General features: G+C 66.0%; 20 protein-coding genes and 1 pseudogene. 14 read left to right on the top strand and 7 right to left on the bottom strand.

Translation table 11 applies throughout. From position 1 onward, the window contains the following. Positions 1-24: 24 nt before the first annotated feature. Both BR07_RS0117535 and BR07_RS0117530 read right to left on the bottom strand, forming a co-directional pair. On the bottom strand, positions 25-1,197 hold the full coding sequence (locus BR07_RS0117535; RefSeq protein ID WP_027506542.1) for an MFS transporter: 1,173 nt from the start codon (positions 1,195-1,197) through the stop codon (positions 25-27). Positions 1,198-1,248: 51 nt separating this feature from the next. Beyond that, the gene (locus BR07_RS0117530) at positions 1,249-1,950 is read right to left on the bottom strand and encodes a GntR family transcriptional regulator (RefSeq protein WP_027506541.1); all 702 of its coding nucleotides are present in this window, start codon (positions 1,948-1,950) and stop codon (positions 1,249-1,251) included. A gap of 238 nt (positions 1,951-2,188) precedes the next feature. Here BR07_RS0117530 and BR07_RS0117525 point away from each other — a divergent pair, with 238 nt between their 5' ends. The 8 genes from BR07_RS0117525 to BR07_RS0117490 all read left to right on the top strand — a co-directional run bounded on the left by BR07_RS0117525 (position 2,189) and on the right by BR07_RS0117490 (position 12,496). Then, on the top strand, positions 2,189-3,580 hold the full coding sequence (locus tag BR07_RS0117525) for an MmgE/PrpD family protein (protein WP_027506540.1): 1,392 nt from the start codon (positions 2,189-2,191) through the stop codon (positions 3,578-3,580). 67 nt (positions 3,581-3,647) lie between these two features. After that, positions 3,648-4,784, top strand: a complete 1,137-nt coding sequence (locus BR07_RS0117520) for an ABC transporter ATP-binding protein (protein ID WP_027506539.1) — start codon at positions 3,648-3,650, stop codon at positions 4,782-4,784. Further along, a complete protein-coding gene (locus tag BR07_RS0117515; RefSeq protein WP_231476420.1) occupies positions 4,781-6,559 on the top strand; it encodes an ABC transporter permease in 1,779 nt (592 codons plus the stop codon). The genes BR07_RS0117520 and BR07_RS0117515 overlap by 4 nt, the downstream gene beginning before the upstream one ends. Positions 6,560-6,584: 25 nt before the next feature. Next, positions 6,585-7,727 (top strand): ABC transporter substrate-binding protein, encoded by a 1,143-nt coding sequence (locus tag BR07_RS0117510; RefSeq protein ID WP_027506537.1) that lies wholly within the window; start codon positions 6,585-6,587, stop codon positions 7,725-7,727. Between the two features lie 67 nt (positions 7,728-7,794). After that, positions 7,795-8,958: an acyl-CoA dehydrogenase family protein gene (locus BR07_RS0117505; protein WP_027506536.1), complete on the top strand. Its 1,164-nt coding sequence runs from the start codon at positions 7,795-7,797 to the stop codon at positions 8,956-8,958. Then, positions 8,955-11,021: a 3-hydroxyacyl-CoA dehydrogenase NAD-binding domain-containing protein gene (locus BR07_RS0117500; RefSeq protein ID WP_231476419.1), complete on the top strand. Its 2,067-nt coding sequence runs from the start codon at positions 8,955-8,957 to the stop codon at positions 11,019-11,021. The genes BR07_RS0117505 and BR07_RS0117500 overlap by 4 nt, the downstream gene beginning before the upstream one ends. A gap of 135 nt (positions 11,022-11,156) precedes the next feature. Then, positions 11,157-11,699, top strand: a complete 543-nt coding sequence (locus tag BR07_RS0117495; protein ID WP_269320105.1) for a carboxymuconolactone decarboxylase family protein — start codon at positions 11,157-11,159, stop codon at positions 11,697-11,699. Beyond that, positions 11,696-12,496, top strand: a complete 801-nt coding sequence (locus tag BR07_RS0117490) for an SDR family NAD(P)-dependent oxidoreductase (protein ID WP_027506533.1) — start codon at positions 11,696-11,698, stop codon at positions 12,494-12,496. The genes BR07_RS0117495 and BR07_RS0117490 overlap by 4 nt, the downstream gene beginning before the upstream one ends. Positions 12,497-13,004: 508 nt before the next feature. Here BR07_RS0117490 and BR07_RS25280 read toward each other — a convergent pair. Continuing rightward, a complete protein-coding gene (locus BR07_RS25280; RefSeq protein WP_051613531.1) occupies positions 13,005-15,161 on the bottom strand; it encodes an acetate--CoA ligase family protein in 2,157 nt (718 codons plus the stop codon). 115 nt (positions 15,162-15,276) lie between these two features. Between BR07_RS25280 and BR07_RS0117475 the strand changes: the two genes are divergently transcribed. The 3 genes and pseudogenes from BR07_RS0117475 (at position 15,277) to BR07_RS27675 (ending at position 18,514) form a co-directional block, all read left to right on the top strand. Continuing rightward, the gene (locus BR07_RS0117475) at positions 15,277-16,215 is read left to right on the top strand and encodes an acyl-CoA thioesterase (RefSeq protein ID WP_027506532.1); all 939 of its coding nucleotides are present in this window, start codon (positions 15,277-15,279) and stop codon (positions 16,213-16,215) included. A gap of 605 nt (positions 16,216-16,820) precedes the next feature. Next, positions 16,821-17,633 (top strand): annotated as a pseudogene (locus tag BR07_RS27900) (AAA family ATPase); the annotation flags it as partial. A gap of 68 nt (positions 17,634-17,701) precedes the next feature. Then, positions 17,702-18,514, top strand: a complete 813-nt coding sequence (locus BR07_RS27675) for a hypothetical protein (RefSeq protein ID WP_027506530.1) — start codon at positions 17,702-17,704, stop codon at positions 18,512-18,514. Between the two features lie 546 nt (positions 18,515-19,060). On the opposite strand, the gene BR07_RS25275 is transcribed toward BR07_RS27675, so the two are convergent. From BR07_RS25275 to BR07_RS0117445, 4 genes are all read right to left on the bottom strand, one after another. Then, positions 19,061-19,447, bottom strand: a complete 387-nt coding sequence (locus BR07_RS25275; protein WP_051613530.1) for a VOC family protein — start codon at positions 19,445-19,447, stop codon at positions 19,061-19,063. Further along, positions 19,444-20,265, bottom strand: a complete 822-nt coding sequence (locus tag BR07_RS0117455) for an alpha/beta fold hydrolase (RefSeq protein ID WP_027506529.1) — start codon at positions 20,263-20,265, stop codon at positions 19,444-19,446. Before BR07_RS0117455 ends, BR07_RS25275 begins: the two co-directional genes overlap by 4 nt. A 299-nt stretch (positions 20,266-20,564) precedes the next feature. Beyond that, positions 20,565-21,977, bottom strand: coding sequence for an MFS transporter (locus BR07_RS25270; protein WP_331280455.1), 1,413 nt, complete (start codon positions 21,975-21,977; stop codon positions 20,565-20,567). A gap of 151 nt (positions 21,978-22,128) precedes the next feature. Beyond that, on the bottom strand, positions 22,129-22,734 hold the full coding sequence (locus tag BR07_RS0117445; RefSeq protein ID WP_027506528.1) for a TetR/AcrR family transcriptional regulator: 606 nt from the start codon (positions 22,732-22,734) through the stop codon (positions 22,129-22,131). Positions 22,735-22,887: 153 nt separating this feature from the next. Between BR07_RS0117445 and BR07_RS0117440 the strand changes: the two genes are divergently transcribed. The 3 genes from BR07_RS0117440 (at position 22,888) to BR07_RS0117430 (ending at position 25,888) form a co-directional block, all read left to right on the top strand. After that, positions 22,888-23,532, top strand: coding sequence for a hypothetical protein (locus BR07_RS0117440; protein ID WP_027506527.1), 645 nt, complete (start codon positions 22,888-22,890; stop codon positions 23,530-23,532). A 38-nt stretch (positions 23,533-23,570) separates the two neighbouring features. Then, positions 23,571-25,091, top strand: coding sequence for an alpha/beta hydrolase (locus BR07_RS0117435; RefSeq protein ID WP_051613529.1), 1,521 nt, complete (start codon positions 23,571-23,573; stop codon positions 25,089-25,091). A 155-nt stretch (positions 25,092-25,246) separates the two neighbouring features. Beyond that, positions 25,247-25,888, top strand: a complete 642-nt coding sequence (locus BR07_RS0117430) for a DUF3159 domain-containing protein (protein WP_027506525.1) — start codon at positions 25,247-25,249, stop codon at positions 25,886-25,888. Positions 25,889-25,907 lie beyond the last annotated feature (19 nt).

The following is a 25,907-nucleotide window of genomic DNA, read 5'->3' as shown; positions in this document are numbered from 1 at the left end:
TGTCGTGGAATGCGTGGGGGTGGGTCAGGTCGGGGGAGCGCGGAAGAGCGTGTTCCATGTGGAGATTGCGGCAGCGGCGAGCAGTCCACCGGTCAGCACGAAGACGGCTCCGGCTCCGGCAGTTCCGGCGATGGTTCCGGCTGCGAGCGGGATGACCACCTGACCGAGACGATTTCCGGTCAGGCGCAAGGACAGGGCGGACGCACGGTTGGAGGGATTGACCAGACCGGCGACCCAGGTCATGGTCAGCGGTTGAGCCAGGCCCCAGAAGAACCCGGCGACGGAGATGAGGACGCCCACCACCCACGGATTCGGTAGCAGCGGAACGAGAATCATCGGTAGGGCGGAGCACAGGCTTCCGGAGACCAGTAACCAGTGTCGCGGCGCGATGAGGAGCAGCCTGGTGAGCAGTGTGCGAGAGAGGATGGCGGCGACCGACCGAGCGGTGAGGATCACGGTGACGACCACCACGCTGTATCCGTGTCGTTCTCCGAAGACCGGGAGGTAGGCCGTCATGAGGTCCATCGAGGTCAAAATAATGAGGCTGGAGAAGACCGCGGGACGCATCCCCTTGGTGGTCAACATCGTTCGTGTGGACTGCTTCTCGTGGACGGTGCGGGCGCGCACGGAGGCGCCGCTGATGCTGAGCGACGGCGCGAGGGTCAACGCCGATGCAACGACCGCGACACCTAGCATCGCGATTAGAGCGCCACTGGTGTCGACATGGCCGACCTCACTGCGGGAAGCGATGAACCCCACGATGGGGATGCCGATCGACTGGCCCACCGAGATCCACACGGTGAGTCCGCCGAAGCGCCGGTCGTAGTCTTCCGGTGCCGATCGCACGGGGATGTATCCCTGGCTGGCGACCATCGTCAGGATGTGGCTGAAGCCGAGAAGTATGCACCCGATGGCGAGGACGACGATGCCCGAGCTGACGAGGACGACCGTGACGGCGATGAGAGAGACGGCGGTACCGATCCGAAGGACCGTCGCGGCTCGTCGGCCGTCCACCGCTCGGCCGATACGCATGGCCGCCACGAGTGGAATCAGGGAGTACAGGGCGGTCAGGACACCCACTGTGGTCGCGTCGCCACCGAGTTCGAGCGCCTTGTAGGTGATCATCACCCGTACCGCCGCGTAGACGGCCTGCACGAGGGCCGTGGTGGCACACAACATGACGAACCACGACTTGATCATCGACTCGTGTGTCCCCGGGCCGGGCAGCGATTGTGACCGGCCGGGGTGTCAGCCATTCGGGAAGTTCTCCCTCTCGTCGGGCCCTGCCGCGCGCAGATCCGGTTCGTTCTCCCGGATGCGGCTCGCCCGGGCGACGTGCTCCGCGGTCAGGCGGCCTGCAGTCTCGGCATCTCCGCGCTCGATGGCGTCGAGGATCTCGTCGTGATCGTGCTGGAGGTCGGCCGCGTCCGTGGGGCGTCGCCAGACGGTGGTTCCCGGGGTGAAGCGGGCCCACAACAGTTCGAGGTGCTGCACGATCAGCGGCGAGGTCTGCTGGTAGATGGCGAAATGGAAGGCGCGGTTGAGCACCGACAGCTCGGCGGGACTACTGGTTCCGCTCGACTGGGCAGCGGCAAGCTCGGCGTGCGCAGCGCGTATGGCATCGAGTCCGCGGGGGGTCATACGCTCGACGGCCATCTCTGCCGCGGTCCGCTCTGCGGCTGCGCGCAGGCGGTACAGATCGCGGGCGGTGTCCGGTGTCATCTCTCGGACGGACGCCCCTTTGTGAGCGTCGTAGGACACCACGCCGTCTGCCTCGAGCATGCGGAGGGCTTCTCGGACAGGGGTGGCGCTGACCCCGTAGCGCTTGGCCAGGACCGTCTGCTTGATCAGCTCGCCAGGCTTGATGGTTCCGCTGGCGACGTCCTCCTTGAGGCGGTCGACCACATACTTCGTCCGGCTGACCGGTGGGGCGGAACTGTTGACACTCATGTCCGAACCCTCCCTCTCTGTGTTCTGCGTTCTGTTGTCTCTACCCCATCGAGTGTTGACAGTACGTCTCCAGGCGCGAAAAAACTGCGATCTATCGACGGTAGACAACATTCTATAGACTGTGTAACGTGCGTCACCAGCGCTGGACGGTGTGATCAGGACCTCGTCCACCTAAACGCCCGCCGGTCTCCACGCCTCGGCGAGACGATGACCACCGAACCGATAACGGAGAAGACGAATGAGCTCACACGAGAACCTCACCCGCACCGTCGCGGAGTGGATCGTGCGCCAGAGTGCCCTCGACCTGCCCGACGCACTCGATCACCACGTCCGCCGGATGCTGCTCGACCATCTAGCCGGTGTCAGCGCGAGCGCGGTCGGCGAGGTCTCGCGGGCCGTCGGAACCCATGTCGCGCGGTCCTACTCCGGATCGACGTCAACGGCGATCGGCCACGGCCGGACCTCCGCTCTGGGCGCCGCGCTGCTCAACGGCACCAACGGACACGGCATCGAGTCCGACGAGGGCTACACCCCGGGATCGATGCACCCGACCTCCGTTGTCTTTCCCGCCGTCTTCGCCGTAGCCCAGGAACGGGGAATCGACGGGCCCCGGGTACTGCGCGCCGCGGCCATCGGCATGGAACTGGCCTGCCGCCTCGCGGACGCCGGCCACCCGGCCACCCGCAACCGGCACTTCCACAACACGCCGGTCGCCGGCGTCTTCGGCGCGGCCGCGGCCGTTGCGGTTCTGCTCGAGCTCGACGTCGACCGGGTGGCGAACGCACTCGGTATCGCGGGGTCGCACGCCAGCGGCGTCTTCGAGTTCCTCGGTGGGTCGGCAGAGATCAAGCGGTTCCACCCCGGTAAGGCGGCACGCGACGGTATCGCCAGCGCTGATCTCGCCGATGCCGGCCTGACCGGGCCCACCACCATTCTCGAGGGCCGCGACGGCTACTTCGCCGCCTACGCCGGCGAGGAAGGAACGGACTGGTTCGCCGACACCGTCACGCGAGGACTGGGGGAGGAGTGGGTGCTTCTGCGCACCTACGTCAAGCCCTACCCGTGCTGCCGCCACCTGCACGGCGCGATCGACGCGATGGTGGTGCTGCGCGAGGAACACGGCATCGATCCCGACTCCATCGCCTCGATCGAGGTGGGCACGTTCGCCATCGCCACACGCCATGCCGGCCGGGTGCTCGACACCGTGCTACAGGCGCAACTGAGCCTTCCGTTCACCGTCGCCGTCGCCGCGGTGCGCGGCTCGGTGACGATGACCGACTTCGCGCAGCCGACCCGCCACGACGCACAGATCGTGTCCCTGATGGACAAAATCATCGTGCGGCTCGACGAGGCGGCGGACGCGTCCTACCCGAAGACGGGGCGACCGGCCGAGGTCACCGTCACCACCGCGGACGGCGCAACGTACCGCCACCGCGTCGAGCAGCCCTACGGCGAGCCCACCAACCCGATGTCGGACGCCGACCTCGAGGTCAAGGCCCGCGGACTCGTCGAGCCCCTCATCGGAGCCGACGGTGCCAAGACACTCATCGAATCGTGCTGGAACTTCGACTCACTGGCGTTCCTCGACGACCTCGACGCCGCCGTGCGGTCTTCCCCGACCCTCGCCTGACCGCCTCACCGAACTCGACCCACTCACGCTCATCGGGGCTCGCGCCCGAACACAGGAAGGCCCTCTCATGGAGGTTGCAGTGCACGACCTCGAACTCGCCTACGGCGATTTCGTGGCGATCAAGAGCCTCGATCTGATCATTCCCGACGGCGAGTCGGTGGTGCTGCTCGGCGAATCGGGCTGCGGCAAGACCAGCACCATGCGGTGCATCGCCGGGCTGGAGATGCCCACCGGCGGCACGATCTCCATCGGCGACAAGACCGTCTTCGACGGCAACTCCGGGCGCGTGGTCCCGGTGTACAAGCGCAATGTCGGCATGGTGTTCCAGTCGTACGCGGTATGGCCGCACAAGACAGTTCTGGAGAATGTCGCGTTCCCTCTCAAGATGAAGGGCGTCGCCCGATCGAAGCGCCGCCAGGAAGCCCTCGACGTCCTCGAACTCGTAGGTTTGGCGCACCTCGCGGACAGGGGAGCGAGCATGCTCTCCGGCGGCCAGATGCAGCGCGTCGCCCTGGCGAGATCGATGGCCATGTCCCCGAGCGTTCTCCTGCTCGACGAGCCCCTGTCAAACCTCGATGCCCGACTGCGTGACGACCTCCGCGTCGAGCTGCGCAGGATCCAGACCGAACGAGGCCTGACGAGCCTCTACGTCACCCACGATCAGCAGGAGGCGCTCGCCCTCGCCGATCGCATCGCGATCATGCAGGCAGGTCGGATCAGCCAACTCGGCACCCCTGAACAGATCTACGGCTCCCCGGTGAGTGCGTCGATCGCGAGCTTCCTGGGAGTTACCAATGTCTTCCCGGTGACCGCCGGCTCGACACCGCGTGCACTGCAGCTCGCCGGCTCGTCCGTCGTTCTCGCCTCGGTCCACGATGTCCCCGCCGTTGCCGCGAGTGCCTGCATCCGACCCGAGGACATCACGGTCACCCTCGACCACCCGCGGGACGCCGCAGCCGCACAGTCCTCGTCGGAGAGCAACGTGCTCGACGGAGTCGTCGAGATCGCGGTCTTCCAGGGCGCAACGATCCGGTGCAAGGTGACACTCGACGGCGGCCTACAGCTCGACGCCGTCTGCGCACCGCCCACCGACGGAGTTCTCGCACACGGAGCACGGGTGAAAGTCACCATTGCCGCGAACGCGGTCAAGGTGCTGCCCGACGAGGCGCCGATCGCCGACACCCGGTCGGCGGTGGCGGCATGAGCCATTCCGTTCTCGAAAAAGCGGCCCCGGCACCGGGCCCGCTTCCTGCGCCCCTGCCCCCGCGCAAGCGCAATAACAAGATCGGTCGGCGTGGGAAGATCGCCAGCCTCCCACTGCTCCTCGTCGTCGCGTTCCTCGTCCTGGTCCCCGCCGGATTCGTCCTGCTGGCCGCCTTCAGCGACACCGTCCCGCGCCCTGGCAGCATCTCCTTCGACCTGACCCTGAAGAACGTCGACGTCCTCCTCGAAGCGGGTGTCCTCGGCGCCACGATCAATTCCTTGATCATCGCCTTCGCCGCTACGGTGCTGGCACTGTTGATCGGCGGATTCTTGGCGTTCATCGCCGCCCGCACCAACGTCCGCGGCAAGTCCTTCGTCTTCCTCATCGGACTCATGCCGATGTTCCTGCCCTCGTACGTCGGAGCCCTGGCCTGGTCCATTCTCGGCAGCCCCGGCGCCGGACTGATCAACGTCGGCTTCCGCGACCTCGGCATGGGAAGCCCGGTCAACATGTACTCCATGGGCGGTGTGGTCATGGTGTTCGCGATGTACTACGCGCCCTACGCATTCCTGCTGATCCACGCGTCGATGTCGCTGATGAACCCCGACCTCGAGGACGCCTCCAGCGTCCACGGCGCCTCGACCTGGCGCACCATCCGGTCGGTCACCACTCCGCTCGCACTGCCGGCCATTCTCGGCTCCGGCCTTCTGATGTTCATTCTCATCCTGGAGAACTTTCCGGTGGCTCAGGTCCTGGCCACCCCCGGGCAGATCGACACGCTCCCCACCTTCATCTACCGCCTGATGAACACTTCGCCCTCGCGCGGCAACGAGGCATCGGTCATCGCAATCGTCCTGGTCGCGGCCGTCATCGCCATCACCATCGTGCAGCGGAAAGTCTTGGCGAAGCGCTCGTACACCACGGTGTCGGGCAAGGGCGTCAAGGCGCGCACACTCGACCTCGGCAAGCTCCGCACACCCGCGCTGGTGCTCGCACTGCTGTACTTCACCCTCGCGATCGTGCTACCACTGCTTGCGCTCTTCCTCTCCGCCATTCGCAGTTCCCCGTACATGCAGTCGTTCGGCAGTCTCACCGAGCCGGGTGCACTCGACATCACCTCGTTCGCCGACGTCTTCTCTTCCGACGTCTTCCGCACCGCGGCCACCAACAGCGTGCTCGTGTCGGTGATGGCCGCCGCCGGCGGAACCATTCTGGCGTTCCTCGTGGGATACACGGTGTACCGCACCAGCTCTTACGCCCGCGGCCTGCTCGAAGCACTGTCCATGGTGCCGCTCGCCATCCCGGCCATCGTGCTCGGCATCGGTCTGCTGTGGACCTGGCTGGTCATGCCCGTCCCCGTGTACGGAACGTTGTGGGTCCTGATCATCGGTTTCCTCGCAGTGCAGATGCCCCAGGGATTCCGCGGCATCGCCGCCGCGATTCAGTCCACCGATCGCGACCTCGAGGACAGCGCAGTACTGTTGGGAGCGAGACGCTCTCGCGCGATCTCGTTCGTCACCATTCCGTTGCTCCGAGTGGCCGTGTCCTCCACCTTCCTCATGCTGTTGATGCTCAGCATGCGCGAGTTGACCGTCCCGCTCTTCCTCTACACCACCGACACGCGCATCCTCTCGATCGCCATCTACGACCAGTTCGAGAACGGCGGCGCACTTCGCGAGGCATCGGCCATGGCGCTCATCTACTGCGCCATCATGTTCGTTCTCAGCTACCTTCCACGCCGGATCGGCGCGAAGAGCGGAACCGGCCATGCCTGAGACACCCGGCCCGAAAGGTACTTCCGTGATCACTCGAACCCGGCGCATCACCCGCGCCGCCGGCGCCCTCGTGGCAGTCACCGCACTCGCGGTGACCCTGACCGCCTGCGGTCAGGAAGGCGGCGGCAAGGACGAACAAGCCCGGGAGTTGTTGCCTCCCTCCGACGTCGACACCAGCAATGGCCTTGTCATCGACGGCGAACTCGTCGCGGACAAGGCCCTCTGGGACGCCGCGCAGGGAGGTGTGGTCAAGCTCTACTCCGGAACGGGCAAGGAAGCCGAGGATCTCACCGCCGCGCGGTTCAAGCAGGAGACCGGGCTCGACATCGAGCTGACGCGGCTCCCCACCAACAAGCTCGCCGAGCGGGTGCTCTCCGAACAGGGCGCCGGCAAACTGGGCGCCGACATCGCTCGCGTCACCGACCCCCGCGTCGCGAGCGAGTTCGCCGAGCAGGGGGTCTTCGTCTCCTACACGACACCCTTCGACGAGCTGCTGCGCGAACAGAACACCGGCGTCCGCGACACGTATCTGAACTGCTACTACTTCGTCAACGCCATGGGTTACAACGACGCGATCATCGAGGAGAACCAGCCCACCCAGTGGGAGGACCTCATCGATCCCAAGTACGCGGGCAAGCTCGGAGTCGTCGCCGTCACCACCGGCGGAACCCTGAACGCGTTGGCGCACTTTCAGATCGACACCCTCGGACGCGAATTCCTCCAGCAGCAGGGTCGACAGAACCCACGCATCTTCGACTCGACCTCCACCGAGGTCGATGCGCTGGCCCGCGGCGAGATCTCGATCGCATCCCTGAGCTTCAACAACGCCTTCGCGGCCGAACTCGCCGGAGCCCCCATCGAACTGGTCATCCCGGACAAGGGCGTCTCCGCCTCCGAGAACCTCATGGGCATGACCGCGAACGGCCTCGAGAATCCCGCCGCCCAGGTGTTCATGAACTGGACGATGTCCAAGTCGGGACAGGGTTTCGCCGCCTCTCAAGGGTTCGTCCCCGCTCGCACCGACATGGAGCCGGTCAAAGCCGGCGGTAAGTATCAGCTCCCGCAAGCGGACTCGCCGCAGTTCCACCTCTTCACCGAAGAGCAGTACAACGAGTTCGCCGCTCGTGACGAGGAATGGTGGAAGCAGGCGTTCAACTACATGGGCTGAGTCGGTCGACACGACCAGCGGCGGAGCCCACCCTTCTCCTCTATAGATCATCGAGTTAGGAACAGTCATGACTGCAGTACTCAACGACCGCGCAGCTCTCGTCGACTCGGTACGGGCGTTCTCTGCCCGGCATCTCGCCGACGGAGCGCTCGAGCGTGCTCACGATCCGGCCTACTCCTGGGACATCGCACGGTTGCTCGGGGGCCAGGAGCTGCTGGGGCTGACCATCGCCGAGAAGGACGGCGGCCAGGGCGCCACTCTCGCCGACGCCGTCGCCGTCATCCAGGAAGTCGCGCAACACTGCCCCAAGAGCGCAGACATTCTGCAAGCCGGAAACTTCGGGGCCATCCGCACCTTCGCCGAGTTCGGAACCGACGAGCAGAAGCGCAAGTACCTCCCGGATCTGCTCTCGGGCAACGCCCTGATCAGCCTCGGAATGAGCGAGCCCGGTGCAGGCTCCGCTGCGACCGAACTCGAGACCTCCGTGACCGAGGACGGCGACGGCTACCGCCTGAACGGGACCAAGATCTGGGGTACGCACAGCGTCGACGCCACACTCTTCCTCGTCTACGTCCGCTTCGGGCCGGGCACACGGAACATCGGCTCCGTCCTCGTCGAGCGGGGAACGGCCGGTCTGACATTCGGGAAGCCGTCGAACTACATGAGCGGTGAGCAGTGGTGCCAGCTCTACTTCGACGACGTGTACGTACCACGGGAGAACGTGCTGCTCGGCCCCGGCGGGTTCAAGAAGCAGATGAGCGGATTCAACGTCGAGCGCATCGGAAATGCCTCCCGCGCACTGGCTCTGGGGCGCCTGGCATTCGACACTGCGCGCGCGCACGTCAGCGACCGCACGCAGTTCGGTCGCACCCTCAACGAATTCCAGGGACTGCAGTGGAAGTTCGCCGAGGTTGCCGTGGCGCTCGACGGCGCGGACCTACTGCTCGAGCGTGCGGTCCGCAATGCGGAAGCCGGCCTGCCCTCCGCCTACGAAACCTCCGTGGCCAAGCTCGCCGCCAACGAGGCCGGCTTCCTCGCCGCGAACGAGGCGATGCAGGCGATGGGAGCCCTCGGGTACAGCTCGGAGTCCCTCGTCGAATACTGCATGAGACGCACCCGCGGCTGGATGATCGCCGGAGGATCGCTCGAGATGCTCAAGAACCGCATCGCCGAGGAAGTGTTCGACCGCAAGTTCAGCCAGCGCCTGCCCAAGCCGGAAGCCGCCCGGTGAGTTCCGGGACGATCGCGCACTCCTCCACCGGTTCCGTGGTCGCCTACGGCACGGACGGTCCCGTCGCGGTCCTGACCATCGACAACCCGCCCGTGAACGCCAGCAGCGCCGCAGTGCGCGCCGGGCTTCTCACTGGATTGTCCGATGCCCTCGCCGACGACACGGTCGAGGCAGTCGTGCTCATCGGCGCGGGGGACAATTTCATCTCGGGCTCCGATCTTCGCGAATTCGACGGACCCGTTCCCGAACCCACCCTGCCCACCGTGATCGCGGCCATCGAGGCCTCCCCCAAACCGGTGGTGGCGGCGCTGTCCGGCGCGACTCTCGGGGGAGGCCTGGAGTTGGCTCTGGCCTGCGACGCGCGAGTCGCCCGCGCCGGCGGTCTGGTGGGACTGCCCGAGATCACCCTCGGCATGATCCCCGGCGCCGGTGGCACTCAGCGCCCGCTCCGGATCCTCGGCCCCGCACGCACTCTCGAACTGATCACCTCGGGACGGCGACTGCCGGTCGAGTGGGCCGCCGAACACTCGCTGGTTGATCTCGTGACCGAAGCACCGCTGCGCGACGCGGCGGTCGCGTTCGCCAGGGACCGCGCCGTCAAGAGGGTGCTGCTCGACCTCCCGGTCGCTCCGGACGAGGTTCCCGGCGACCTCGAACGGACCGCCGCGAAGGTTCTCGCGAAGGGTGGTGGGCGGCCCCAGTACGCGGCTGCGGTGTCCGCTGTCCTGAGCGGTGTCGCTCTGCCGTCGAGCGTCGCCACTGCGTTCGAACGGTCCGAGTTCACCCGACTGCGGAACGGACCCGAGGCGGCCGCGCTGCGGCACCTGTTCTTCGTTCGGCGTGAGACCGCGAAAGCCAACCGCCCGTCCTTGCGCAGGGCGGTCGACGCGGTCGGCGTCGTCGGTGCTGGAACGATGGGCGCCGGCATCGCTCGGGCCTTCGTCGAATCGGGTACCTCGGTGGTACTCGTCGACAAGGACCCGGCATCTGCGCGCGCCGCGGTCGACCGACTGCGCACGACGTACGACACGGCAATCGAGCGTGGGCGCATGCGACGCGACGAGGCCGAGTCGGCACTGATGCTGCTCACTCCCGGTCAGTCGATCTCGGCACTCGAAGGATGCGACCTGGTCATCGAGGCCGTGTTCGAGGACATGGCGGTGAAGAAGGACCTGCTGCGCCGACTGCAACGCGTCGTACGGCCCGACGTCACCCTCGCGACCAACACCTCGTATCTCGATGTCGACGACCTCGCCTCCGTGATCGAACGACCGGGACGACTGGTCGGCATGCACTTCTTCAGCCCCGCGCATCGCGCCGCCGTGCTCGAAGTGGTGCGCGGACGAGACACCTCGCGTGAATCGCTCGATCGCGCCCTGAGCGCGGCTGCCGTTCTGCGCAAGCTCCCGATCGTCGCCGGTGTGTGCGACGGGTTCATCGGCAATCGCATCTACAACGCCTACCGACGCCAGTGCGAACTGATGCTCGAGGAAGGCGCCTACCCGGAGCAGATCGACCGTGCGCTGGTCGCCTTCGGCTTCGCCATGGGCCCGTTCGCGGTCTCGGACATGTCAGGCCTCGACATCGCCTGGCGAATGCGTCAATCCAAGGCTGCCACCCGAGACCCGTCGGAGCGATACCCCGATGTCGCCGACACGCTGTGCGAACTGGGCCGTTTCGGGCAGAAGACCGGCTCCGGCTGGTACCGGTACCCGAACGGATCGCGGACACCTCGACCGGATCCTTCGGTGGCGGCACTGATCGAGAAATCCTCGGCACAAAAAGGCATCGCCCGCGTTCCCTTCACCGACGACCAGATCGTCGACCGTGCCCTGCTCTCGATGGTCAACGAGGCGGCACTGTTGCTGTCCGAGGCCATCGCGGACCGTGCGGGCGACATCGACCTGATGCTCACCCTCGCCTACGGCTTTCCCTCGCACGTGGGCGGTCTGACGCCGTGGCTGCGAGCGCAGAGCCTCGACGACGTCCGACGCAGACTGGATCAGCTGGCGGAGGTCACCGGGCCCGGATTCACGGTCGGAGATCCTGCGGTTCTGTTGTAGGCAAAAGACATTCGGGACGCATTCAACCGCCTCGGCGTGCCCCGGAGCGCTCGAAGGACATCGACCACGCGTTGACGAGCCACTTGCTCTCGGTGCTGATTCAGTGCCAGAAAGGACGACAGACCATTGGCCAGGGTGCCCCCCGCTGCGAGTGACAGCGATGTAGCCGAACGAGTCCGGACACGACGAGGCGGTCATCTCACCCCGCTCGACGAGGCGCTGCTGCATAACGAGCCGTTCGCGGACGGGTGGAACGCACTGCTCGGTGCCGTCAGATCCAGTATGACCTTGCCTGGCTCGCTCCGGGAGCTCGCGATCTGCCGGATCGCGGCGCTGAACGGTGCTGCGTACGAATGGCGTGCCCACGCTCCCCTCGCCCGCGCGGAAGGTCTGTCGGAGCAGCAAGTTTCGGCGTTGGAACTCGGGGCGGACACTGCTCCCCTGGCCGAGGACCACTTGCTCGTCCTGCAGTACACCGACGCGATGACGCGATCGGTGGCGGTGTCCGACGATCTGAGCAGAGCTGTCCACGACCTCCTGGGCACACAGCAGCTCGTCGAACTGACGGGAACCATCGCGGCGTACAACATGGTGTCCCGATTCCTCGTCGCTCTCCATGTCGGCCAGACCGAGCCGACAACTACACGTGAACCGACAGAAAGTGACGTGACGGTATGACCGGTCGGTTGGAAGGCAGAGTCGCCCTGGTGACAGGAGCGGGCAGCGTCGGGCCGGGCTGGGGTAACGGCCGAGCATCCGCCGTCCGCTTCGCGCAGGAGGGCGCCACCGTCTATGCGGTCGATCTGAACATCGATGCCCTCAACGAGACAGTGGAGCGATCCGACGGTCCCGCAGGATCGATCGTTCCCCTCCAGTGCGACGTCACGGACACGCGCGCAGTGGCCGAGGTCGTGACGCGATGCATCGACGAGGTCGGCAGAATCGATGTGCTGGTGAACAACGTCGGTGGATCTCGCGCCGGTGGGCCGGTCGAAATGACCGAGGAAGAGTGGAACAAGCAGCTCGAATTCAACCTCACCACGACCTTCCTGACATGCAAGCACGTTCTGCCGCACATGAAGAGCGCCGGCGCGGGATCGATCGTCAACACCGCGTCGACGTCCGGCATTCGCTGGACCGGCGCTGCCCAGGCCGCCTACGCCGCGTCCAAGGCCGGCGTCATCGCCTTCACCCGGTCGGTCGCCGTGCAATACGCGCCGTCCGGCATCCGGGCGAACACGGTCGTTCCCGGACAGCTGCACACACCGATGGTCGAGGTGCGGCTCGCCGGACAGCGCTCCGGTGGCGACGTGGAGACATTGCTGGAGCAGCGACTTGCCCGCATACCCATCGGGTTCATGGGCGACGGTCGGGACACCGCCAACGTGGCACTGTTCCTGGCTTCGGACGAAGCTCGGTTCATCACGGGGACCGAGATCATCGTCGACGGCGGTATGTCCGCTCGGTGCGACTGACCGCAGCAACGGGACGAACCAGAACGACGGTTGTCAATGCCGCCCGCCGGTCTCCCACGACTTCCCGACAAGGCGTGCGCGGAATGCGGCTCTGATCCGTGTTGCACCTGGGGCCGCCCCCCACTGACGACGACATTCTTCTTGCGGAGAATGTCGTGCCGTTTGCACAACGAGGTCACGTGTCTGGCACCGGGGCCGCGAACCGCCACGACGTCATCTCACGAATCCCCGTTCGGGTCGTGATCGACCCATCCGGGACGCGTGGATCTCGCCGAGGGTCCGGGCAGCACATCCGTCCAGTCCACCCTGTCGTTGCTCGACACAGGCAACGTCTGGTTCGAGCTCAGCAGCACCTGACGTGTCAGCAGACTCGGCGCACTCACCTGCACGCTTCGGCTCGACAGAAGCTGTCGGTGGACAACCCGTCCGAGCTCTTCGAGTTCTGAGGCTCGAATCTTGCACGTCGGCCCCGAAACCCGGACGGGTTCGGGGCCGACGGCGTTCGATGTCAGTGCAACGCCGCGGATGCCGTCTCTGCGGCCGGCTCGACACGGTCGGACGAGGAGACCCGGCGAACAAGTGCATCCAGGGCGACCACACCGTCGCCGGCGAGGCGGATGGACACCGGATTGATCTCGGCTTCGAGGACGACCGTATGGGAGACGGCGAGCTCCGACACGGCGACGATCGTGGCGACGAGCGCTTCCAGGTCGCCCTCGGGCAGCCCGCGATATCCCGTGACCACCGACAAGCCCTTGACCTCGCCGATCATCTCCCGTGCGGTGGCCGTGTCGACCGGTGCCAGGCGGATCGAGGAATCCGCGAAGATCTCGGCGAGAACGCCTCCCGTGGACAGGACGACCAGCGGACCGACGTCGGCACTGACGCGGTATCCGACGAGCGCGTCGGCCAGGCCCCGGGGCGCCATCTGCTGCACGAGGACGCGGTCGACGACGACGCCGGGCTCGTGCCGCGCCACGTTGTCCACGATGGACCGCGCTGCGTCACGCACCCCGCGGGCGTCGTGCACATTCAGGACCACACCGCCGACATCGCTCTTGTGCGGAATTTGGTCGGACAGGACTTTCACCACGACCGGGTAGGTGAAGGGAATGTCGAATGTGTCGTCGATGGTGGCGATCTCGACGGCTACGGAGGGGCAGAACTCGACACCCAGTGACGCGAGGAGTTCGCCGGACGCCTTCTCGTCGAGAACCGCGGTCGGTGCCGCTGCGTCCACGGCGAACCGGGCGCCGTTGCCGATGGTGGCCGGGACGCGGCCGTAGGTGGCCGCGACGACGTCGGCGCACGACTCCGGGGTGCGGAAGGCCGGCACGCCCGACTCGTTCAGAAGCGCTGCAGCATCCGGCGCTTCGGGAAGTGCGAACGCCACGATCGGTACGGCGTGGTCGCCGCGCTCCGAGATGGCCTGCACTGCGAGTTCGGGATTGAGTCTGGCGGAAGATCCGATCACGAACACGATCAGGTCGAACTCGCCGCTGTCCTGCATCGCATCCAGTGCAGCAGTGACGATGTCGTGTCGGGCTCCGGCGAGACCGAGGTCCGCGATGAGGCTGTGGGGAATGGTCGCGCCCCGCTCGGCCATGGTCGAGACCAGTTCCTCGCTGGGTCCGGCGATGGTGAGTCCGCGCAGTGCGAGCTGGTCGACCATGATCGCGGCACCGCCGCCGGTGGTGGTGACGACGCCGACTCGGGGGGAGACGGGTGTGGGGGAGACGGGGACGCGCAGGAGGAGTCCTGGAGCCTCGACGAGGGATTCGAAGTTGTAGACCCGAGCGAAGCCGCAGGCGCGGAAGAATGCTTCGGACTCGCTGTCTTCGCCGGCCAGGGCTCCTGTATGCGACACCGACAGGGCGGCGGCTTCATCGGAGCGGCCGAGCTTGTACACCGCAACGGGCTTGCCTGCCGCGGCGGCCGCCTGCGCGAACGAGGCGAGATCTTCGGAGTGGCGCAGCGATTCGAGGAACAGAGCGAACGAGGTGACACCGGGATCGTCGACCATCGACTCGCACAGAGCACCGAGCGACAGGTCTGCCTCGCCGCCGGTGGACACCAGCCCTGCGAATCCGATACCTCGGCCACGAGCCCTGCTCACCAGCGAGCCGATGACACTGCCGGACTGGGATGCGACGAACACGCCGCCGGCGGGGATGTCCGGTTCGCCGAATGCTGCATTACCCGTGAGCATCACGCCCGTGCGCGGGTTGACCACGCCCAGGCTGCTCGGGCCGATGACTCGGACGTCGCCCTTCGCTGCCGCTGCGCGGAGACGATCCTCGCGTTCGACGCCCTCGAGTCCGTCCTCCGCGAACCCGGACGACAGAACTGTGGCGGCGGTGACTCCCAGCTGCGCGCACTCCTCGACGGCTGCTATGGCTGCCTCCGCGCCGGTCATGATGTAGACATGCTCAGGCACCTCGGGGAGCGAGGACAGGCTCGGCCACGCCTTGGCCCCCTGCACCGTCTCGCGGCGCGGGTTGATGAAATACGCGTTGCCGGCGTACCCCGCCTGAGCCAGGAACTGCTGCGGGCGAGCCGTGGTCTTCTTCGGATCGTCCGATGCCCCGACGATGGCGATCGACTTCGGGTCGATCACTCGCTGGGCGAACGACCTGGGGGCGTGGTCGGCATGGTGTTCGTTCATGGGCTCAACTCCTGGGAGCGCGACGGTCGAAGGACGGCGAGCCGCGGTGGGAGGGACCACACCAAACGGCCAACATGATCTACGTTACACACTCTATAGAGTACTGTCTATCAACATGGCTGGTGAAGTTGAGCTCTTCGTCGATGGGGACGACACGTCGGTACCAGGCGTGATCAACCACGAGTCGTTGACCCGGCGCCTCGCAATCGAGGCGGAGCCTTTGAGCGAGAGGACCGACGTCGAGGTCACCACCTCTCGTTACGTCGGGTATCCCGTCCGGGGGTTCGAACAACGAACCTTCGGCGGTCACCTGGTCGCTCAAGCGATACTCGCCTCCGCGGCGACGGTCGACGACCCGGCACGAGTGGTGAATTCGTTGCATGCCTATTTTCTCCGGACAGGAACTCACACCAGGCGCCTGCAGTACGACGTCACAACGGTGCGAGATGGGGGGTCGTTCTCGATCCGCGAGGTCTCCGTGATCCAGGCGGAGCGGGAACTGGCACGGCTGTCGTTGTCCTTCTGCACACCCGATGCGGCAGGAAGACCAGACAATACGGCGGCCTCGCCGGCACCCGCTGTGCCGCCACCGGACTCCGTGGAACCAGTGCATCGTCGGCGGCTCCTCGAGTTACCTGCGGATGGCATCAAACTGCCCGCGCGAGAGAACTGGCAGACCGCCTCGCGGCCGGTGGACATCAGGTACATCGACGGCACGACCGACGATCGCCGATTCTGGTTTCGCACAGCCCCCGCCGCGGGCACAGACCAGAACACTCACAGGGCGGTCCTCGCATTCGCCAGCGATCGCTCATTGCTCCCCGTGATCAGTCACGCGCGCGGGGACCTCGAACGTGCACACATGATGCGCACTGCGAGCATCGACCACAATCTGTGGTTTCACCGCGACGTCCGCTCGGGAGACTGGTACCTGTACGTCCAGAACTCCAGCTCGAACACCCCCAGATCCGGTCTGGCAGAGGGGAGAATCTTCAACGAGCACGGCGGATTGGTGGCTACGGTCGTTCAGCAAGGCATCATCACCGAGAGCTAATCGAGGCTCCGGCGTGGAACACCACCCTCGTCGAGGTACGACCTGCAGGACAGATCTTCCCGGAGACGCTTGCCGAGCTGCTTAGTGGCGCGAGCATCGAACGTAGGTTCCGACAGTGATAATCATTGCCGATAATAGTATTATGACTAAACGGAACTCCGGCGCTCGCTAGGTCTGCAAACAACATTCCCCCGATTGTGACGGATACTCCAAACCGCCGGCCGCGGCCAAGCCAGACCCGCCCTTGCGACCGGGTGACCGAGGTGGCCCTCGAGCCACGCCGACGCGATGGGTCCTGGAATTACCATCCGTGCGATGCGTACCGTGCGGTGGCGGGCGGGTTCATTCTTGGCAACGGGAAATGGTCGCCTTCTGCCTTCCTGTGCGTCGCGGTGGGTTTCAACGGTCATACGGGCGGTGGACACGCCGCTGTTCGAACGAGCACTTAGGCGCAGCTGCGTGCCAAAGTGGGTCCTGTGAGAATCACTCGGGTGGCCACGACCAACATCGCGGGCCTCCATGACGGAACGACAGACATCCCCGACGCGCAGGTTGCGGCACTGGCTGGAGCCAACGGCACAGGAAAGTCGAAGTTGCTCGCTTGCATGCTGATCCCATGGAACAGGTCCATGCCAGCTCCACGCAACCCCGATATGGACGCGACTGTCGAGGTCACTGTTACGTTCTCCGACGCCGAGCGGGACGTCCTAGATCAATTCCGCATCCAATCTGGCTGGGGCGACCATGAAGGTCCCGTTCCGCCCGAAGCGATTTACACCGCCCAATCCAAACCGTTAGCCGGGCATACCATCACGCCCAACGTGAACGAATTCACGTTGGAGTATATGACGCGCAGCAGCGAAGTACTCAAGCTCCAACCCAGCCTGAACCTCGTTTACCTGCCAGCGGAACGGCGGCTGGCACCGCCGAACTCAGTAGGAGTTGATCTCACACAACTCAGCGATGATGTCACCGTCGCGAAGCTCCAGGAAACTCGAAACAACTTTGCTCGACTCGATGACTCGGAGTTCGAGTCCTACGCATCAGCACTCTGCATTCAAGGCGCACTATCGGGGAATCAACCCAGTGTGAAGACAACCCCGTCTCGGTGGGACTCGTTCAAGGCCGCCGTCGATGAGCTGCTGCACCCGAAGCAACTATTACCCCTCACCGCAGAGCACAGTTCCGCACTTCGAATAGGACTCGCGGACGGTTCCACCCACTCGGTTAACGACCTTTCGAGCGGTGAGCGGCAAGCCCTCATCGTGATCAGCCGCGTCTTTCGTGCAGGTGAGGGTCGAAGCTTCGTTGTCATCGACGAACCAGACGCATACCTGCATCCGGCGTTGAGCACCCGCCTGCTTAAAGCGCTCCGGCCCGGTCTCGGCGAACACGGCCGCATGCTTGTAGCCACCCATAGTCCCGCGATTCCGACTCAATTACCCCATCCGCCATCGTCCGCCTCAGTCACACAAAGCCTCCGCAGTTGGTCGAGACGGAGTCCGACCGACTGGACCTCTATCGAGAGGCAGGCTTCCATGCCAGCACTCTCACCCAGTCTGAGGTGCTTCTTCTCACCGAAGGCAGCTTCGATGCTTCCATCATCCCGCTACTCCTACCGTCGGTGGCCTCCAACGCAATTCAAGATGCGGGAGGCCGCCGCCAGGTCCTCAGCTTGGTGGCGTCACTGTCTCGGTACGATCTTCCGATCGTTGGGGTGGTTGATGCCGATGTCCGGGCCGCTGCGCCGTCGCCGAGCATCGCGACGCAAGTGCATGTGTGGCCGGCTGCTGACGTAGAGGGCGTGTTGCTTCAGGATGACGCGTTTCTCGGCAAAGCTATCGAGGGCAAACTCCTCAAACCTGCAACGTGTCCTGATCTGCCCTCGACACGGCGAGTTCTCGATGACATGCTTCTCGCGCACAAAGACAACGCGATTGCGGAGTACGCGCAGCGCGTTCTGCGTGAGCGTGTATCGATCATTTGGCCATCCCCGCGCGGTGGCGACGCCCTTTCCAATCTGCGCGGCGTCGCTGCCCAAACACGTGTTCAGGCAGATGCCGCAACTATCGAAGGTGCCATCGCAGAAGGGGAAGCGGCGTGGCAGAAGGCGCTTCCTGACCTATGGACCATGGTTCGAGGGAAGTACATCATCGGAGAGTTCGTCTCTAAACACACGGTGATTAGCAACGCTGCTGACTTTGTCAATGCCGTTGTTGCCCACCAACCAAAGGTGGCGGCGATGCAAGCACTGGGAAAAGTGATCGACCAAGCAGTCGGTAGAGTGAGCCATTCGTAGACGTGTCCCTAGAGGCCCGGTCCGACGTCGCGTCTCTCATTGTGCCGACACCGGGCGCTCGGTCCTTTCGAGCATCGTTCGGGGTCCTGCTTTCGTGCGGCTGCGGTGGCGCACCCGACCTTTGGCGGCCCGGTTCGTCCAGCGGGCGCGGCGCGGCGGTCGACATTGCCCCAACACGTTTGCTGGATGCGCAAGGGTGCGCGCACTCGGTCGGCCAGCGACACCGACCGGGGCGTGCCATCGTCGATCGCAACGGTTATCTGACGGCGGTTCGTGTCCGAGCCCCAGGACTCAGGACCCGCTCGACACTTTCCTCGATGCCACGACAGTGACACGTGTCGGTACGAACGGCCGTGAACCGTCGTGCACCGGCACGGACGGTTGTCGCAGTTCAGGCGGTGTTTCGCAACCTCAGATGAACCCGCCTGAACGTCTATCGTCGTTCTCGTAAAGAAAAGGTCAAGAGTTCGATTCGCGGCTCCACACAGTTCAGAAAAGCGGCCACGCGATATACGTGGCCGCTTTTTCGATCTCTGATCCCCTGTCCTAGCCGTCGACACTCGTCTGCGCAGTAGCCTGTCGCACCGAGAACAGATTGCCGAACGGATCGAGCAGCTGGCACAGCCGTTCACCGGTGAAGACCGTCTTGGGTCCCCGGTGTGCAACCGCTCCGTGGGCTGTCCAGTCCGCGACGATCGCATCCACGTCGGTCACGGTCCAGTAGGCGGAGACTCCGGCCGGCCCGGACGAGTTGTAGTCGTCGTTCTCGTGCAGCGTGAGCCGCACCCCGTCGATGTCGTAGGCCACCAGTGCCCCGCCCCGCTGGATCGGTGTGCGACCCAGCCGGGCGGAGTACCACTCGACTGCGGCCTCGAGGTCGTCGACGAAGTAGAAGACGTTGCCGACGGGCCCGAGGGCGAGGGGAGTGGTCATCGGGCGAGGAAGTCGAGAATGTCTGCGTCCAGGGCCTTCTGGTAGTCGCCGTAGATGCCGTGCGGTGCGCCCGGGTACACCTTCAACGTGCCGTCCCGGACGAGGTCGATGGACTTCAGGGCCGCCGCCGCGATGGGGACGATCTGGTCGTCGTCACCCTGGGCGATGAAGATCGGGACCGTCAGCGCCTTCAGATCTTCGGTGAAGTCGGTCTCGGAGAACGCTCTCACGCAGTCGTAGGCGGCAGCGAGGTTGACGAGCATTCCCTGACGCCAGAAGTCGTCGATCGCGCCTTGCGAGATCGCGGCGCCGTCACGGTTGGCGCCGAAGAACGGCTGCGCGAGATCCTGGTAGAACTGCGAGCGGTCGGTCAGCACGCCGTCGCGGATGTCGTTCAGTGCCTCGATCGGAGTGCCCTCCGGGTTGGACTCCGACTTCAGCATGATGGGCGGGACGGCGCCGGCAGTGATGACGCGGGCGACGCGGGATCCGCCGTGCTGGGCGGCGTAGCGGACGACTTCGCCGCCGCCGGTCGAGTGGCCGATCAACGTCAGTTCCTGCAGATCCAGAGCCTCGCCGAGCTCGGCGAGGTCACGGGCGTAGGTGTCCATGTCGTTGCCGGTGTAGGTCTTGGACGACCGGCCGTGTCCGCGGCGATCGTGGGCGATGGCCCGGTAGCCGGCGTCGGCGAGCAGCTTGAGCTCGACCTGCCAGGCATCCGACGACAGCGGCCATCCGTGGCTCAGCACCACGGGCTTTCCGGTGCCCTGCTCGGTGTAGTAGATCTCGGTTCCGTCGGTGGTGGTGATGTAGGGCATGGCGACCTCCAGGTTTCGTGGGTCCCGATCAGTGGATGACGACAAGGTTCCTGCACGCCTGACCGGGGGTCGTCACGTCCGGCCGGGGTCTCGCACTACCGGTCGGCCGGTACGCCGAACAGGTGTTCCTCCTTCTCGGTCGTACCGGTCACCGTGTAGGACAGAGCCTCGGTCATCCGCTGGTGATCCGACTCGGTCCAGCGCTCACGGTGCTGCCGCTCGAGATCGCCCCACGACCGGGCGGTGAACTGCTCGACACGCAGAGACGGGTCCTCGCCGTTCCTGAACAGTGCCCAGGACTACCCGCCGGTCCGGCGGCGAGCTTTCCCGACGGCCGCCATGGCGCGGTCGAAGTCGGTCGTCGAGTCGGGCCGCACCCGGTACGTCACCGAGACGACCACGGGGCCGTCGTCGGGTTCGGGTTCGAACATCACCATCGGTGTCGGCCACGCCGTCGACACCCCGCGCGGCAGCGTGCCGGTGTCGGCGCGCAGAGGCAGGACCGTGACGCTGGCGGCGGTGACCACCAAGAGCACCGCCGAGATGAGTAGCGCCGCAGCGAAACCGACGTGCGACGCGACCAGCCCCCAGACGAACGAGCCCAGCGCCTGGGAGCCCATGAACACCAACAGGTAGATCGACATCCCCCGAGCTCTCACCCAGTGCGCGAGAGAGAGCTGAATCGCCGCGTTGAGTGTGGTCAGGGTGGCGATCCACGCGGCGCCCGACAGCAGCAGCAACGGGACGGCCGCGCCGGCGGGGAGGTAGGCCACGGAGACGACGCCGACGGCATAGGTGACCGCGGACAGTGCCAGCACGGCGTTGCCCGACATCGACTGTCGCAACCGCGGGTAGAGCGCCACGCCGGACACTGCGCCGACACCGAGCATTCCCAGGACGAGCCCGTACCCCGACGCGCCGAAGTGCAGGTGGCGCGACGAGGCCAGGGGCAGCAGGGCCCACAGCGCCGATGCCGGGAAGGCGAACAGGGCCGAGCGCAGCAGGATCCGGCGCACGATCGGTGCGGACTGCATGTAGTGCAGCCCGGTCAGCATGGACCTGCCGAGGCGCTCTCGGTCGACGGATCGATCGTCTGCGGGCCGACGCCACCACACGAGCGCGCCGATGATGACGACGAACGTCAGGGCGTTGATGGCGAACACCGCGGCGGGTCCGGCCGCAGCCACGATCACGCCGCCGATGGCCGGGCCGACGGCGCGCGCACCGTTCACGGTCACGCCGCCCAGGGCGGATGCTGCCGGGATCTGTTCGGCCGGAACCAGTTCGGGTTGGATGGCCTGCCATGCGGGAGACGACAGCGCAGAGCCGCACCCCAGCAGGAACGTCATCGCCAGCAACATCATCGGGGTCAGCACGTCGGTGAAGGCGAGCACCGCGGTGGCCGTCGCGACGACGGCGGTGTACGTGCTGATCGCGATCAACAACCTGCGACGATCGAGCAGATCGGCGAGTCCGCCGGCGAGGAGGGCGAAGAACAAGGTGGGCAGCAGGCTGGCCGTCTGCACGAGGGCGACCACGGTCGCGCTGCTGTTCTGCTCCACCAGGAACCACTGTGATCCCACCGTCTGCATCCACAGGCCGATGTTCGACACCAGCTGAGCGATGAACAGCGTGCGATACACCCTGCCACGCAGCGGCGCCCATGCTGAGGACGAGTGGGTGTCGGGGCCTGCGGCGAGGTCGGCGGTCATGGGTGGACCTTCCGGTCGGTCGATGCGTGCGCGGTGGCGACGATGCCGCCAGGCATATCACGACCACCGGGCGGTGTCGAGACGGCGCAGCACGGGTCGTCCTCCGCCTCCTCGCGGTGAGGATGAAGCCCGAGCCACATCCTCGACGTGGTCACGGCGGCGTGAGGACCGAATCCACTGCATGCTGGAGAATGGCGGTCGCTCGGTGCAGCGTGGCGGGATCGGTGGGCATCGCCCGGTCCCAGAACAGGCCGTCGAGAACCGTGTTGAGGAACGCGGCGTTCAGCGACTGATCACCCTGTGGCGCTGCACCTTCGGCGGCGAGAATGTCGAGCCACTGCTCGACTCTCCGGTGCGCTTCCTCGGCGAAGGACGCGTAGGCGGCTCGGATGTCTGCGGTGGGTTCGGGTACTGCGAACGCCTCGACGGTGCTGATCAACGCGCGCCGCGCCTGCGCTCCGACGGCAGGCACCAGGACCTGCTCGAGGCAGCGCACGAGGCGATCCCGAGCCGGTATCGATCGGTCGTGGATGACGTCGGCGTCCGGTGTCACCACGTCGTAGATCGTGGCGAGAACGGCCTCGCGCAGTGCGCGCTGGGTGGGGAAGTGATGACGGAGAGAACCCATGCTCACTCCGGCGCGCGCGGCGACCGATCGCACGCTGAGTGTCGACGCCGGGTCCTCACCGATCATCTCGCAGGCAGCGATGAGTATCCGCGCCCGCGTGTCCGGGCCGGGTTCCTCCGGTGTCGGCATCGCGTCCCCTCTGTTCCTCTGCGCTCGTTCCTGCTCTGAGCAGGACCGATCACGCGACCAGCACAATGTGCTAGCACAATGTGCTAGCGTCGTCGCCATCGTTCGCGACAGTACAGCGTGCTAGTGGCACGGCCGGCGGAAGAGGAGCGAATCATGTTCGATCGAGTCAGGCGCCGCCGCGCGGCTCGTCGGGTGCGACCCGGCGACGGGCGAGCACTGCAGCCGTTCCGATGGTGGCAGTTGCTGGGACGTGCGCTGTTTCATCTCCCACCGTCGGGCCCCCACGAGCCGGAATGGTCCGTCGACATCAGGCACTGGCAGGACCAGGCCTCCGGTTCTGTCACGGCCGATCTGTACAGAGACGGTCTGTGCGAAGCACGGTCGGCACTGCCCGCCGCGTTCCCCGTCGAGGACGGCCGCATCGAGGTCGCGATGAGTGGTTTCGGTGTCAAGCGGTGCCACCTCGTCTCCGCTGACGGGAGCGAGCGGCAGCTGAGCCCCGACCCCCGCTCGGCCGAAGGGCGCCGGGCCCGATTCGACAGGCGGTACCCCGCGGCGAGTTCGGTCATCGGCGTCGTCTCGATCGCCCTCGTTCTCAGCGGAGTCCTGTCGCTCGCGGTGTATCTCGTCGAGACGGTGTCTCGAATTCCGCCGATCGCCGAGTCGGTCGGTGTCATCGCCGCACCGATCGATCTGCCGACGTGGTCGACGGTCGCCTCCACCGTCGGTGCCGCCGTGGGCAGCACGGAACGCGCTCTGCGACTGCGTTATCACTGGCTCGACGCCGCCGGCAACTGATCGGCCGGCGGCCACCCCTGCTACCGAATGGACATCCCGTGAACCGATACGACACGCGTACCGCTGCGGTGGCCGCGATCAGTCTCGTTCTCGTCGGCTGCTCGACGACCTCCACCGCGTCTCAGCCCGATACTGCAGTGCAGCAACCATATTCCATGCCCGACCTCGAGTGGGCCTCATGTCCCGACGACGTCGGTGACCCAGCGGAGGAACCGTCGCGCCTGCAGTGCGCGTCGGTGCCCGTGCCGATCGACTACGACGACCCCGACGCTGGACAGATCGACGTCATGATCTCTCGGCTGCCCTCCCAGAAGCCGGAGGAACGGCGAGGGGTGCTGTTGCTCAACCCGGGCGGCCCCGGTGGTACGGGGCTCGACCAACCGACGTTCCTGGTGAATCGGGGCATGCCGCAGTCCGTGCTGGACAGTTATGACCTCATCGGCATGGACACCCGTGGGGTGGGCCATTCCAGTCCCATCAGCTGCGGCTTCACCGACGACCTGCACTACTACGGCGCAGTCCCGCCGTACGCGTACGACCAGGCTGCCTTCGACGAGCAGGTTCGTACTGCGAGAGAAGTCGCGCGCCGGTGCGCCGCCGAGGACGACGGCCTGCTGCGCCACGTGAGCACCGCGAACATGGCGCGGGACCTCGACCGCGTCCGAGCTGCTCTCGGCGAGGACACCGCGAGCTTCCTCGGCTACTCCTACGGCTCGGCGCTGGGCGCGGCCTATGCGTCGATGTTCCCCGAGAGCACCGACCGAATCGTGTTGGACAGCAACATCGGTGACACCCATCTCGATCGAGCCGGGATGCGGCGCTATTCCCGAGGAATGGAAGACACCTTCCCGGATCTCGCCCGGTGGATGGCCGAGCGTCACGACCGATACGGTCTCGGTGCGACCGAGGACGAGGTGCGGGCGACGTACTTCGACATCGCCTCCAGGCTCGATGCCACGCCCGTGAACGGGGTCGACGGTCGCTCGTTCCGGCTCGCCACCTTCGTCACGCTGTACAACCCGGCGACGTACGAGACCGCGGCCGATGCGTGGGTCTCGTACCGGGACGGCCTCGCGGCGGGTCAGGGCGGGGACCTTCCGGAGGGGGCTCCGGTGCCGTCGGCCGGCGACAACTCGTGGTCCGTCTTCCTGGCGGTCACCTGCAACGACGTCGAGTGGCCGCACGACGTGACCACGTACGAGAATGCCGTCGCCACCGACAGGGTCGACTACCCGCTGTTCGGCGCAGCGGCGGCGAACATCATGCCGTGCGCGTTCTGGGCCCATGCCCCGACCGAGCCCCCGGTCTCAATCGACTCCGACGGACCGACGAACATCCTCATCGCGCAGCATCGACGTGATCCAGTCACGCCCTTGCGCGGCGGTGAACTGCTCGACGAGCGCTTCGGAGATCGTTCCCGGCTGCTCACCGTCGACGGCAGTGGGCACGGTGTCTTCGCACTCGGAACCAACTCCTGCGCGCAGGAGGTGGTCACCGAGTATCTCGTCGACGGCGCCATGCCGGAGAAGGACACCCAGTGTCCTCGGGCTACGCAGTGAGCACCGGCTGACGCCGTGACATCTGTCATGACTGCTCGGTGACAGTGTCACCGCATCCCGTGCACGCAGGCACTGGCAGCGGTCGGTCAGCTCGACGACTCTGGTTGTCGATGAACATCATTCGACCGGATCGACCGAGGCGCAGGGAGGGCGACATGACGAACCCACCGCACGACAGCACGCAGGACGCACCGACCACCGATGCCGGCGCGAGGGTGGTGGACAGTCTGGGTGGCACCAGCGGAATGATCCGCACCGCGATACCGGTGATCGTGTTCGTCGTCGCGAACGCCGTCTGGACGCTGCCGGTCGCGATCGGTGCCGCGGTGCTCGTCGCACTGGGACTGACCGTTCATCGCGTCCGAGGTGGTGAGTCGATCGCCGGGACGAGCGGCGGTCTCGTCGGCGTTCTCGCCGCCGGCGCCGTCGCGGGGATGAGTGGCAGTGCGAGCGGCTACTTCCTCCTCGGCATCTGGACCAGCCTGGTGGCCGGCGTCGTGGTACTCGCATCGGTGTTGATCCGTAGACCGGTGACCGGCCTGCTGTGGAACGCGCTGCACGGCAATCGATATGCATGGCGACGGAACTCCTCGGTGCGCCGCGCCCACGACGTCGCCACTCTCACCTTCGCGGTGCTCTTCGGTGCCCGGTACCTCGTGCAGGACAGGCTGTACGACACCGACGCCACCGGCTGGCTCGCCGTCGCGAGAATCGCGATGGGTGCGCCGTTGTTCGCGGTCGCCGTGGTGGTCACCGTCTGGGCGTTCCGGCGTTCGACCACCCACTTCGTCGGTTGAGAGACACCACCGACAGACA

Source organism: Rhodococcus sp. UNC23MFCrub1.1, from assembly GCF_000686025.1.
Lineage (GTDB): Bacteria > Actinomycetota > Actinomycetes > Mycobacteriales > Mycobacteriaceae > Rhodococcoides.
Note: the sequence above shows the minus strand (reverse complement) of the source record. Positions and strands in the feature narration are given on the sequence as shown.